Consider the following 11,876-nt stretch of genomic DNA (forward strand, 5'->3'; position numbering starts at 1 on the left):
TCACAGACTGATACTCAGGGCGTGCCTGTAACTTGCGTTTTCACCTGCTGACTGCTTATGTCGCTCATCGAACGGCCCGCGCCCGGTTCCTACCCCGCTTACTTCGATAACTACTTGGGTCGCGTTGCCGATCCGTGGCCTATGCTAGGCGTGCAGCCCACGGCCGTGCACCAGCTGCTGGCCGGGCTGACGGACGCACAAGCCGCATTGCGCTACGCCCCGGGCAAGTGGAGCATCAAGCAAGTAGTGCTGCACCTAGCCGACGCCGAACGGATTTTCGCCTACCGCGCCCTGTGCATTGCCCGCGGCGAAGTGCAGAGCCTGCCCGGCTTCGATGAAAATACCTACGCCGACGTATCCAGCGCCGATGAACGGACGCTGGCGAGCCTGCTGACCGAGTACGCCGCCGTGCGCCAGGCTACGCTGGCGCTGTACCAAAGCTTCACCGCCGAGCAACTCAACCGCCACGGCCAGGCTAACGCCAACCCCGTAACGGTGCGCGCCCTGCTGTTTGTCACGGCCGGGCACGAGGCACACCACCTGCACATCCTGGCCGAGCGCTACCTACCTCTGCTTACGACCGGGGCGTAGCGCCGCAGCCACTCCTTAATAGTAAAAACAGGCAAGGAGCCGCGCTACGCTTTGGTGTAGTACGGCTCTTTTTCCTTGTCGTGAAAGCGCAGGTAGCCGTGCAGCACCAGCTTGATGAGCATGCGGTGCGCCCGACGCTTCGACACGTTGATGAGCTTCACGTACTGCGGCAGGGTCAGGCGCGGGTGCTGGCGCACGTAGTCGAGGGCCGCCTGCTCGTGCCGGCTTAGCGGCAGCCATTCCAGGGTGCTGCCGGGGGGCGGCTCGTTACGTAGCGTCCGCTCGGTGAGCTGACTGGTTTGCACGCTTTCGGCTCCTACGCGCACGTAACTGCGCCAGTCGTCGGGCCCAACCAGGGCCCGGTGAGGCTTACGCGTGCTTTCCGCCACGCTCACCACCAGCACGGCGCGGGCATCGTGTTCCACCTCGTCGATGCGCAGCGTCAGGGGCGGATCGACGTAGTGCTGCGCCGCCTGCAGCAGCAGGTAGCGTTCCTCTTCCGCGTCGAGCACGCCCACGAGGCGGCCATTGTCTTCGACGCCCACCAGAATTTGTCCACCATGCGCATTGGCCAGCGAAGCCAGCGTCCGCGAAATCCGCGTGGGGTGGGTCGTACGCTTTTTAAATTCCAGCGTGCCGCTTTCGCCCTGGGCAATCAATTCGCGTACTTGGGAGAGCGTAAATGCCATAATCAGCGCATCTGGAAAGGAGGGCGGGAAAAAATCCCCAAGCCCAAAAGCAAGAGTATTTTACAACTAGGAATCAGAGAAACGAGTTTCCGGCTGCGGTGCGGCACAACGTTGGCCCGGATAATTGGGTTACGCCAAATCCCCGGCAGCCTAATTGTCAGGCATGTTCCCCGATGCTTCTCACGGCATAATCAGCACAAGAGTCTGCGGTTGGTAATGAGGTGCGGCTGAAATATGTATACACAGGTTTTTAACCTCAAAAAATAAGCCCGGCACCGCACTGGTACCGGGCTTTGCAGGCAGTAGCTATCAGGCGCTTAGCCGTTGTTAGCAGCGTTCTTGGGCGGGCGGCCCGGGCCCCGACGACGGCCACCTTCGCCGCTTTCGGCTGTAGCAGCCGTCTTGCGGCCGGGTTTCTTGCGCTCCGTGGGCTCGTATTCGGGGTCCAGCAGTTCAGCCAACTCGTTCAGTGCCGTCTGCACCTTGCCGTGCGCACGACGGATTTCACGAACCAGGTTTTCATTACGCGTGGCATCCGTGAGGACTTTTTGCAGATGCTGGAGGTTGAGTTCGGCCATTGCTATGAATTCATTAAGTGAGTGCAAATTCTGAACAAAGGAACGATAAATGGAAAATAAAGTAGCGCTAAAAGATGACTTTTTTTTCTATTATACACTACTAATCCGCTTGGCAGGGCCGGTAGAGCCGTTTTGTTTCTGGAATTACCCCTTAATGCACTCAGGCCTAAGGATTAAATAGGGGCATTAATCGCCTTAATAAATGTGTTTTTAAGTCGAACGATCTACCCGATTTTTTAAGTGCAACCTGCCCTTTGGATTACTGTCCGATACCTGTTTCTTCCGCTGAAATTCGCCACAGCCGGTGCATTTCGGCGCGGTTATCGGCGCGCCCCGAAGTGCGGGCCCGGCGGCAATTCTTGAAATAGTGGCCGTCGGCGGCGGCGGCGTCCGTAGTGGTTGCTAGGTGTACGATGGTGGCCGCAGCTTGCTCAGGTAGCTTAGCGAAAGGCGCAGCTAGCCGCATCAGTGCCCGCACCAGCAGCGGGCTGTGCGACCAAAGGTTGGAGCTGACAACGCCGGGGTGCAGGCAATGAGCAGTAATGCCCGTGAGTTCCAGGCGTTCAGATAACGCTTTGGTAAACAAAATGTTGGCTAGTTTAGAGTCGCAATACGCCGTCAGGGCGCTGCTGCGGTTGGAATCGATGCGGGCGGCAGCGGTGCTTTCGATTTCGCCCAGCCAGTGTGCGTCCGAGGCCACGGTGATGACGCGCGCGCCCGGGCCTGCAGCCTCCAGTTGGGGCAGCAAGTGGTTGGTGAGGATAAACGGGGCCAGATGATTGGTGGCCCAGCACAGCTCGTGGCCCTCGGGCGTGGTCGTGAGACGGTTGGGCAATACCCCGGCGTTGTTAATGAGCACGTCGACGCGCGGGTAATGCTGGCCTAGCTCCGCGCCCAGCCGGTGCACGTCGGCCAGGTTGGCCAAGTCGCAGAGGTGCAGATCCGCCTCGGGCGCGGCGGGGGCTGCCAGACGCAGGGCTGCGCGGGCTTGCTCGCCGCGCATTCGGTCGCGGCCGATGAGCACCAGCCGGGCGCCCAACTGGGCCAGCTGCCGGGCGGCAGCCAATCCGATGCCAGCTGTGGCGCCGGTAAGCACAACCGTGCGTCCCTGCAACGACCAGGAAGCAGATGCTAATTTCATGCAGTGGAGGGTGGACCGACGACTGAGCGCCGGCGCCCGGTATACGCAAAAATGCCACCCCCGGCAGAAAGGGGTGGCATTTTTATTTCAAGCTCAACGGCGTTGCTTAGAAGGGCAGGTCGTTGTCGTCGTCGGAGGCAATGGGAGCCGGGCGCTGCGGCTGGGCGTCGCGGCGCAGGCCGGGGTTCTGGTTGGCAGCCGGAGCGGCGTAGCCACCGCCTTGGTTACCACCGCTAGCGGCACCGCCGCTGGCCGGCTCGATGCGCCAGGCTTCCAGGTTGGTGAAGTACAGCATCTGGCCGTTCTTGTTGAAGCCGCGGCCGCGCAGGTTGAACTGCACGCGCACTTCATCACCAATTTTGTATTGATCGATCAGCGCGGTCTTGTCCTGCACCAGCTGAAACTTGATATGCTCGGGATACTGGCCGTCGACGACTTCCAGCACGAACTCGCGCTTGCGGAATTTCTCGCTCACCTGTTGCTCGTCCATGATGTCGTGCAGGCGGCCGGTAGCTTCGTAAGCCATAGTCAAAAAAAAGAGGGGTCTGTTGAAAATTAGTAAGCCAAATCTACGAAAAATAATTCCCCGGCCTAGGCAGAAAAGGCGCCTTTCAGCGAGCTGCAGGAGCCGACGCGGCGCTACTCAAACCGGCTCAGCAAGATAGGGGCCACCGACCGTTTTCGACTTCTATATATAATAAGGAGTAGCACCGGCTGCGCGATGGGCCCGAACCGCACGGCGTCCCAGCCGTAATGCGGCTTGCACGTCTGATCTTTGCGCATGTCTCACATTGCCCTTGCCCTGCACGGCGGCGCCGGCACCATTGCCCGCCACCTGCTCACCCCCGAAGCCGAACAAAATTACCGCCAGGCTCTGCACGATGCGTTGCTCACCGGCTACGAGCTGCTGCGCCAAGGCGCCTCGGCGCTCGACGCGGTGGAGCAAACCGTGGTACAGCTCGAAGACTGCCCGTTGTTCAACGCCGGTCGCGGTGCGGTGTTCACCCACGAAGGCCACCACGAAATGGATGCCTCCATCATGGCCGGCCACACCCGGCAGGCCGGCGCCGTAACCGGGGTGCGGGCCATTCAAAACCCCATTCAGGCCGCGCGTCTGGTGATGGAGAAGTCGGAGCACGTGCTGCTGGCCTGGCCCGGTGCCGAGGAGTTTGCCCGGCAGCAAGGTTTGGCCATGCAGCCCCCGGCTTATTTCTTCACCGAACATCGGTACGAGCAGTTGCAGGACGCGCTGGCCAGCGGCCGCGTGCAGCTCGACCACAGCGAAAAGCACCCGCTGCAGGAACCGCTGCCCTTCACCGAAGACCCCAAGAAGAAAATGGGCACGGTGGGCGCCGTAGCGCTGGATCAGCACGGGCACCTGGCGGCGGCCACCAGCACCGGCGGCATGACCAACAAGCGCTTCTCCCGCGTCGGCGACTCGCCCATCATCGGGGCCGGTACCTGGGCCGACGACCGGACCTGCGCCATCAGCTGCACCGGTCACGGCGAGTATTTTATTCGCGCGGTGGTGGCCCACGATGTGGCCTGCCTCATGGAGTACCGCGGCCTGAGCCTAGCCGAGGCCTGCCGCGTGGTGGTACACGACAAGTTGGCGCCCATCGGGGGAGAGGGCGGCTTGGTGGCTGTGGATGCCGCCGGCAATATTGCCCTGCCCTTCAACTCCGAAGGCATGTACCGCGCCAGCATCAGCAGCGCTTCGCCGCTGTTCGTTGGCATCTACAAGGAAGAGCAATGAGCCGGCGTTCCGACAGCCTTGCACGAAATGGCCGGTAAGTAAAACACACGGGCCGGGCCGACTCTGCAGTCGGCCCGGCCCGTGTGCTATATATAATAAGGAGTAGCCGCGCTTAAGGAGCCGGCGTTTCTACCGAATCGGGGTGGGGCGCCAGGGCCTCGTCGTGGGTGCGCTTATCGACGAAGAATTTCCGCTCGCCGATGTCGTACACGTTGCCCTTGGCCAGTACGTGCATGGTCATGTTCTCGATGGAGAGGGCCGTGCCCTTGGTGGCGGCCGCCGCGTTGTTGTGGCGGATGTTGTGCCCATCGACGATAATGACCAGGTTCGAGCCGATGGTTTCGATGAGGTTGCCCTCGCGGATGAGCACGCCGGTGTCTTCGCCCAACCCGATGCCGATGAGCTTGGGGTGCAGGGCTACCGCTTCGATGAGGCGCCCGAAGCGCCCGCGCTTCACGAAGTGCGAGTCGATGACCACGTTTTCAATCAGCGCCAAGCCGGTGCCCATCTTCACGGCGCCTTTCATCAGCGCATCCGGCACCGAGCCGCCGCGGATCATAATCTGCGACATGGCCATGGCCCCGGCCGAGGTGCCGGCAATGACGAAGTGCGCTTCCTGAAAGTAGCGCTCGGTGAGCAAATCCAAAAACCGGGTGCTACCGAACATTTCCTTCAGCCGCGACTGGTCGCCGCCGGAAAACATGACGATATCAGCCTGGGCCAACCGCTCCAGGTATTCGGGCTGGTCCGTGTCCTGCGGCACGCGAATGTCGAGCACACCCACGTTCAGGCAGTTGAGCATGCCAAAGGAAGAAACGTAGATGCGGCCCACTTCCTCCGGTATCATCGAGGCTGTGGTCACCACTTCGATGCGCGGATCGGATTTGCCGCTTTCCAGGACCACGCGCTTCAGAATGCCCAACTCGAAGAAGTTGAGGTAGTATTTCTTCTGCTTGCGCGGGTTGGGATGGGTGCCTTTGTCTTCGTTGCCGCCGACGGCAATCAGCTTACCTTGAGGTTTGAGTGCGTTCAACTAGTTGGGACGGGGATACTTGAGGGTGAAAAACAACCGGAAAAGGCGTGCAATACTGGGGCCAAACTGCGCTTAGGTTGCGTAATTTTTTGATGTTCGAAGCCAGCCGAGCATAAAACCGGATTACGCGGCGGAGGGTTTCCCCACTAACGTATCCAAGGTGCTGGTGGATACGGAATGGTAGTTCGAGCGGGCCCGCTGATAAATCTGCCGGGCTTGCTCCTGGCCGGTTGGCGTGGTCAGCAGCGCTTTGTATAGCGGTACCAAAAACTTGCGCCGCCCCACGCGCGTCAGGAAATCCTGCAAGGCTTCTGTTGCCGCGCCGTAGCCGGCGCGGATGGTCAGCGGGAACCAAGCCGACAAAATCTCGGCGTTGCCGGATTGGGTAAAACCAAACACCGCGTCCATGGTCTGCAGCTGTTCGGCGCTGATGTGCTCCGGCAGGCCGTGCAGAAAGTGTACCCACTCGTGGCTGCTCCACTCAGTCGTTTCGAGCGACTCGGGGACCGCGCCGTGGCGCCAGCTCTGCAGCGCTGCCTCCACGCTGGCGAAGCGCTCCGATTGCACGGGAGGGGCTACCTCCGGAATGCCCGGGGCGTTTATCCATTTGTCGAGCTGCACTTGCTCCTCGGCGCCGGATACCTGGTCTAGCAGCTCCCGGTGCAGGTAGGCTACGAAGTGAGCCGTATCCATGGACTGAAATGCGTGCTCGGCAAAATACTTCGTGATGAAAGCATCCAGCTTGTCGCGGCCGACCACGTGCTCCAGCGTCAGTAGGAGATAGTTGCCCTTCTCGTAAGCAATTTCATTCAGGCCCTCGTCGGGGTCCCGGCCAGCGAGGTCAAGGTGCAGGTGGGTGTCGATACTTTCCTTGCCTAATTCGTCCAGGGTGTGGTGCAGGCCCGTCTGGCCGAGCACCTGCAGCATATCGGCGTAGGGACGGCCGTAGAGGCGCTCCATGATGCGCCGCTCGAAGTACACTGTGAAGCCTTCGTTCAGCCAGAAGTCGTTCCAGGTGGCGTTGGTCACTAAGTTGCCCGACCACGAATGCGCTAGCTCGTGGGCCACTAGGCTGGTCAGGCTACGGTCGCCGGCTAGGATAGTCGGCGTCACAAAGGTGAGGCGCGGATTTTCCATGCCACCGAAGGGGAAGGAGGGCGGCAGTACCAGCAAGTCGTACCGCTCCCAGCGGTAGGGACCGTACAATTCCTCGGCGGCGGCCACCATGTTTTCCAGGTCCGCAAACTCGTGCGTAGCCACGGGCAGCGTGGCCGGTTCGGCGTATACGCCGGTGCGTCCGCTGAGCGGCTCGAACTGCAGGTCGCCCACGGCCAGGGCCATGAGGTAGGCCGGAATGGGCTGCGGCATGCGGAACGTATACTCGCCGCTGGCCGAGCGCGCCTGCGGGTTCTCGGCGCTCATCAGCGCCAGCAGCTCCTGCGGTCCGCGTACGGTGGCGTCGTAAGTGAAGCGCACCCCGGGCGAATCCTGGCACGGAATCCAGGTACGAGCCAAAATAGCCTGCGACTGGGTAAACAGGAAAGGGTGGATTTTACCGGCGGTCTGCTCCGGTGTCAGCCACTGCAGGGCCGCGGCCGCAGGGGTAGTACGGTAAACAATAGTCACGGCGCGCGTCTGCGAGGGCACCTGAATGCGTAGCGCCTGGCCGAGCACGGGGTCGGCATCACCCAGCTCAAAAATAGTGGAGGTTGTGCCGTCTTCCAGCGTTACCGCATCGATGACCAGGTCGCGCGTATCAAGCCACAGATCCGTTGCGCCGGGCTGCAGCTCCAGCTGCCAGGTAGCCCGGCCGCGCAGCTCGCGGGCGGTAAAGTCGACGGTCAGATCCAGCGAGAGGTGCCGAACCACTGCCTCGGCAGGGCGGGCGCAGCTATGCGGGTCGGTGGCGAGCAAGGAAGCGGCCATATATACTAAGGAGTAGGAGGATGAACGGGCAGCAAAGATAACTGCCCAAGGAGGGGCTGAGTTTGCCGCTGACCAGAGAATCACGGTAGGGCAGCAGGGGCTAATAACCGGATTGGGGCGTGCCCGCAGTAGCCAAAAAGCTCTTTCGCTTATGGCAATATGTGCTACGTAAGCAGCAGTAAAACCACCGGGTAAGCCCATGTGCCAGACCCACGCCTTGTACGGTTGAGGCTACATAATTGGGTATGAGGACGGTGATTTATCACCTAAACAGTGGCTATATATCTGTTTAGAAATGTTTTGGCTGCCGTCCTTTTCGGTTATCTTGCGACCTGGAAAACGCAGGCGCGTGGCAACCTGCCGCGGGCCGTCGGAGTACAACGGGACAACCGCGCCCGCAGCCCGCCATGCCAAGGGATGCCACTGCGGATGCGCGCATGTGCCGCGTTGTTTTTCCACCTTCCCTCAATGAAATCCTCGGTTCAGTCCGTTTTTCTTTCAACCCTCATGCTGTGGCTGGCCGCCTGCCTGCTGCTGGTTACCAGTGCGTGTAGCCAGGAGCAGAAGGAAAAGGTCCAGGACGCAGCCGCCGGCCTGCTGCCTTCGGGCAAGCTGGGTGGGCCGCAGCCGCACATCGATACCGTGTACGTAGAGAAGTACATGGCCTCGAAGCCGGCATTCAAAGACGAAATCGAATGGGGTAAAAAGTTCTATAAGGAGCGGGACGGCCGGTTGGGCTGGTTCCGCAACCACGAACTCGTGCCCCAGACCGAGCGCATGCTCTCCGAGCTGAACAAGGCCGGCGAGAACGGCCTCGACCCCAAGAAGTACAAGGTCGTCGACTTCGATAAGCTGTTTGCGCAAATCAAAAAAGCGCCTGATACCACCGCGCGCAACGCGTTGGAAAAGGAAATAGATGTGGCCCTGTCGGCTACCTACTTCAATTGGGCCGACGACTTCTACCGCGGTATCGTGGATCCGCGCGAAGTGAAAAACATCGATTGGAAGGTCAAACGCAACAAAATCAAGTTGCACAAGGCCCTCATGACCATACTCAAGGAGCGCGAAAGTACCTATCCGTACTACGAATTCGCTCCTTTGCACCCCGAGTACGAGCGTCTGCGCAAGGCCCTGGCCAGCTACCGGGCCATGCAACGCAACGGCGGCTGGGCTCTCGTGCCCGCCGTGAAGCGTCCGCTACGCCCCGGCGATTCGTCTGCCGTGGTGCCCGCGCTGCGCCACCGCCTGCTCGGCTTCGGCCCCGACGGTACACCTAATCCGCAGCAGAGCGCGCCGCAGGTGCAAGCTGTTCCGGTGGGCAACAAGCCCGGTCAGGCGGCGCCTGTCGCCCCGCGCGAATCGCATAAATACGACCCGGAACTGGTGGCGGCCGTGAAGGACTTTCAGCAACAGACCGGGCTGCGGGCCGATGGGGTGTTGACCGCCGAAACAGTCAACATGCTCAATGTGCCGTTGCAGAAACGCATCGACCAGATCATCGTGAACATGGAGCGGTGGCGCTGGATACCCAAGCGGTTTGAGCCGAACTACCTGCTCGTAAATATCCCCGACTACCACATGTGGGTGTACGAGAATGGCAAGCCGGCTCTGGACATGCGCGTCATCGTGGGCAAGACGCTGAACGCAACGCCGGTCTTCAGCGACAAGATGGAGTACGTGGTGCTGGCCCCGTACTGGAATGTACCCTTCAGCATCATCGACAAAGAGCTGCGCAATAAGCTGGCCGCCGACCCCAACGGTACGCTCGACCGGTTGGATATGGAAGTGGTAAAGGGCTACGGCGCTAAGGCCACTCCGGTCGACCCGACGAGCATCGACTGGGCTAACCTCACCCAGGCTACCTGGAAGTACACCCTGCGCCGTCGCCCCGGGCCGAAGAACGATCTGGGCGACGTAAAATTCCTTTTCCCCAATTCGCAGGATATCTACTTGCACGATACGCCGCACGACGAGCTGTTCAGTCAAGCCAAGCGCGGCTTTAGCCACGGCTGCGTGCGCGTGGAGAAGCCGGTGGAACTGGCCGAGTACCTACTGCGCAACAAGCCCGGTTGGGACATGACCAAAATTCAGGAGACTATTGCGGGAGGGAAGGAGCAATACGTGTCCCTGCCGGAGAAGCTGCCGGTGTACCTGGTATACTTCACGGCCTGGGTTGATGACGCCGGCAACCTCCATTTCCGCGACGATATTTACGGGCACGACAAGACCCTCGCGCAGGAGTACTTTAGCATCTAGTCCCGCCTAAGGCAAGTACCTTGTTGACTTCGGTTTGATAAACACGTAGCGGCAACTCCACTTAACACCTGGCCATGCCACGGCCGCCCTCTTCTTACAAGAGGGCGGCCGTGGCATTTATGCCTATGCCAAGACCGTAACCAAAGTATAGCAGATAAAGCTGGTCGCAGAACCAGGAACTCGCTGGGCATTGTACTCTATTTCGCGGAAGGAGTCATAAGAATACATTTGTAAAAAATATGTAAACTGACTGTTTGTCTTTTTACTTATGTAATTCAAGTTTGCAAGCTCCATTGCATAAGTAACAAATGTATGTTTGTGCCTATTTCGGTGTGTTTTCTTTGTCTGGACAAGGAATTATAGTTTTGTAAACTCTTTCTGAAAGCCATGCTAGACCGTATTCGCCAATTAATACAGACCCGACAGCTCAGCCCAACGCAGTTTGCTGACGCCATCGGCGTGGCACGTCCTATTATTAGCCACATCCTCAGTGGGCGAAATAAGCCCAGCTTGGAGGTTGTGCAGAGGATCATTGCTGCCTTTCCCGATGTGGCTATGCCCTGGCTGTTGACGGGGCAGGGGCCAATGCTGGCCTCTGACGCCAATAAACTAGCCTCAGAGCCTCTGGCAGCGCACCCTCCAGCGGCTGGACCTGCAGGAGGGGCTACACGTGCTCCCAGGCCTGCTAAAAGCGTCCAGGCAAATACAGCCGAGGTAGCGCCAGCTTCTGCCAGTGCGCCTGGTGTTGAGGCACCCAGCAAGGCAGTTGATTCAGATGCCCCAATGACGTCGGTAACATCCAGCGTTGCGATGCCACCTGCAGCGTCGGCCGTGGTCGAGCCAGTAGCATCTCCTACGGGCTTCCCTGAGTTGCCTACCAGCCTTACGCTACAGCCCAAGACTATTCGCCGCGTATTGGTCTTTTATAGCGACGGCACTTTTACTGACTTCACACCAGCACCCGGAGGGTTTTAGCTAAAGCCTTTCTCAATGGCTTAGCATAGGCTTCAGGGCGCTGTTGGTGGTAAAATTCAAATTTATGAGTCTGTCCGGGGTAGAAAAAATCTTGACTTCTTATCAACTACTTACTTAGATCAGCGGTTCGGGCCTCCTTCTTCTAAATATTCGTTTAGGCCAACATGTCATGTTGGCGTTATTATCAGCATAATGAAAGATATGTTGTATGTATAAACAACTATAAACCAAATAATTAACTCTTATAGATTTGATTTAAAGTTGAAGTATATCGCTTCAATCATTTGATATGTTTATGTAGGTATATTTATAATTCATAAACACGAATGCTTTAGCTCTGGTTGGTGCTTTAGTCTTTGTGTGTAATGCTAAAAATAGTATCTGGGTCAAAAAAAGGCAAAGTGATAATATGCTACTTGGGTGTTTGTGGTAATCAGGTTAGCCAGCCAGTGTTTGTATAGTTGCTGTATTCAATTGTAATCTGTTAACTGAAGGCGTGCAAGACGATTGTCAGCTCAACAAAAAACGGTCTCACTTGGCCAGGGTCAGGGCCCTGTGTTGTATACGAGCATATTTCTGTTTGTAAACAGGCATAGTGGAAGAGAGAACAGGCTTGCTGCTCTTTACTTTACTGTCCCTTGCTTTTCTGTCGCATAGTTCCTGCCAACTCACTTGCCGGAATCCGCGGGCGCTGCTTACCTTTGGGGCATGAAGAAGACCTGCCTGCTCGCTTTATTTGCCTGGGTGGCCGTGCTGGCCACGTCGTGCACGCCGCCGCCCAATGCCGAACAAGACCCCAACGCTGATGCTGCTTACAAGCGCAGCCACCGGCCCGAGGGCTACCGCGAGGCGCAGAGCAGCAACCCGAACGCCATCAAGTAAGCGTACGGGCTGCTGCCCGCGCCGCCAAAGCAAAGCGCCCCTGCCAATT

The 11,876-nt window shown here is 58.9% G+C and carries 11 protein-coding genes; 5 read left to right on the top strand and 6 right to left on the bottom strand.

What is annotated here, in order from left to right:
* Window positions 1–57 precede the first annotated feature (57 nt).
* Window positions 58–591 (top strand): DinB family protein, encoded by a 534-nt coding sequence (locus tag B0919_RS08585; RefSeq protein WP_254846519.1) that lies wholly within the window; start codon window positions 58–60, stop codon window positions 589–591.
* 44 nt (window positions 592–635) lie between these two features.
* Here B0919_RS08585 and B0919_RS08590 read toward each other — a convergent pair whose 3' ends face one another.
* From B0919_RS08590 to B0919_RS08605, 4 genes are all read right to left on the bottom strand, one after another.
* On the bottom strand, window positions 636–1,280 hold the full coding sequence (locus B0919_RS08590; RefSeq protein ID WP_078011826.1) for a helix-turn-helix domain-containing protein: 645 nt from the start codon (window positions 1,278–1,280) through the stop codon (window positions 636–638).
* Between the two features lie 317 nt (window positions 1,281–1,597).
* Window positions 1,598–1,858 (bottom strand): hypothetical protein, encoded by a 261-nt coding sequence (locus tag B0919_RS08595; protein ID WP_078011827.1) that lies wholly within the window; start codon window positions 1,856–1,858, stop codon window positions 1,598–1,600.
* Between the two features lie 259 nt (window positions 1,859–2,117).
* Entirely contained in the window at window positions 2,118–2,999 is an 882-nt protein-coding gene (locus B0919_RS08600; protein ID WP_078011828.1) for an SDR family NAD(P)-dependent oxidoreductase, read from the bottom strand.
* A gap of 106 nt (window positions 3,000–3,105) precedes the next feature.
* A complete protein-coding gene (locus B0919_RS08605) occupies window positions 3,106–3,525 on the bottom strand; it encodes a DUF3127 domain-containing protein (RefSeq protein ID WP_078011829.1) in 420 nt (139 codons plus the stop codon).
* 255 nt (window positions 3,526–3,780) lie between these two features.
* On the opposite strand from B0919_RS08605, the gene B0919_RS08610 reads away from it, so the two are divergent.
* Entirely contained in the window at window positions 3,781–4,755 is a 975-nt protein-coding gene (locus tag B0919_RS08610) for an isoaspartyl peptidase/L-asparaginase family protein (RefSeq protein WP_078011830.1), read from the top strand.
* A 112-nt stretch (window positions 4,756–4,867) separates the two neighbouring features.
* Here the strand turns inward: B0919_RS08610 and B0919_RS08615 are convergent, their stop codons facing one another.
* Together B0919_RS08615 and B0919_RS08620 are read right to left on the bottom strand one after the other, a co-directional pair.
* A complete protein-coding gene (locus tag B0919_RS08615) occupies window positions 4,868–5,788 on the bottom strand; it encodes a cyanophycinase (RefSeq protein WP_078011831.1) in 921 nt (306 codons plus the stop codon).
* Between the two features lie 123 nt (window positions 5,789–5,911).
* Window positions 5,912–7,714: a M1 family metallopeptidase gene (locus B0919_RS08620; RefSeq protein WP_078011832.1), complete on the bottom strand. Its 1,803-nt coding sequence runs from the start codon at window positions 7,712–7,714 to the stop codon at window positions 5,912–5,914.
* A gap of 468 nt (window positions 7,715–8,182) precedes the next feature.
* Between B0919_RS08620 and B0919_RS08625 the strand changes: the two genes are divergently transcribed.
* The 3 genes from B0919_RS08625 (at window position 8,183) to B0919_RS25190 (ending at window position 11,827) form a co-directional block, all read left to right on the top strand.
* A complete protein-coding gene (locus tag B0919_RS08625) occupies window positions 8,183–9,970 on the top strand; it encodes a murein L,D-transpeptidase (protein WP_078011833.1) in 1,788 nt (595 codons plus the stop codon).
* 387 nt (window positions 9,971–10,357) lie between these two features.
* Window positions 10,358–10,945, top strand: a complete 588-nt coding sequence (locus tag B0919_RS26040) for a helix-turn-helix domain-containing protein (protein WP_078011834.1) — start codon at window positions 10,358–10,360, stop codon at window positions 10,943–10,945.
* Window positions 10,946–11,653: 708 nt separating this feature from the next.
* A complete protein-coding gene (locus B0919_RS25190) occupies window positions 11,654–11,827 on the top strand; it encodes a hypothetical protein (RefSeq protein ID WP_176132931.1) in 174 nt (57 codons plus the stop codon).
* Window positions 11,828–11,876: the final 49 nt, after the last annotated feature.

This window comes from Hymenobacter sp. CRA2, assembly GCF_002007105.1.
GTDB lineage: Bacteria > Bacteroidota > Bacteroidia > Cytophagales > Hymenobacteraceae > Solirubrum.

Bases quoted from the DNA above. Each gene is read 5' to 3' on its own strand.
- B0919_RS08590 (WP_078011826.1), bottom strand. From the start codon at position 1,280: ATGGCATTTACGCTCTCCCAAGTACGCGAATTGATTGCCCAGGGCGAA.
- B0919_RS25190 (WP_176132931.1), top strand. From the start codon at position 11,654: ATGAAGAAGACCTGCCTGCTCGCTTTATTTGCCTGGGTGGCCGTGCTG.
- B0919_RS08620 (WP_078011832.1), bottom strand. From the start codon at position 7,714: ATGGCCGCTTCCTTGCTCGCCACCGACCCGCATAGCTGCGCCCGCCCT.
- B0919_RS08625 (WP_078011833.1), top strand. From the start codon at position 8,183: ATGAAATCCTCGGTTCAGTCCGTTTTTCTTTCAACCCTCATGCTGTGG.
- B0919_RS08605 (WP_078011829.1), bottom strand. From the start codon at position 3,525: ATGGCTTACGAAGCTACCGGCCGCCTGCACGACATCATGGACGAGCAA.
- B0919_RS08600 (WP_078011828.1), bottom strand. From the start codon at position 2,999: ATGAAATTAGCATCTGCTTCCTGGTCGTTGCAGGGACGCACGGTTGTG.
- B0919_RS26040 (WP_078011834.1), top strand. From the start codon at position 10,358: ATGCTAGACCGTATTCGCCAATTAATACAGACCCGACAGCTCAGCCCA.
- B0919_RS08595 (WP_078011827.1), bottom strand. From the start codon at position 1,858: ATGGCCGAACTCAACCTCCAGCATCTGCAAAAAGTCCTCACGGATGCC.
- B0919_RS08585 (WP_254846519.1), top strand. From the start codon at position 58: ATGTCGCTCATCGAACGGCCCGCGCCCGGTTCCTACCCCGCTTACTTC.
- B0919_RS08610 (WP_078011830.1), top strand. From the start codon at position 3,781: ATGTCTCACATTGCCCTTGCCCTGCACGGCGGCGCCGGCACCATTGCC.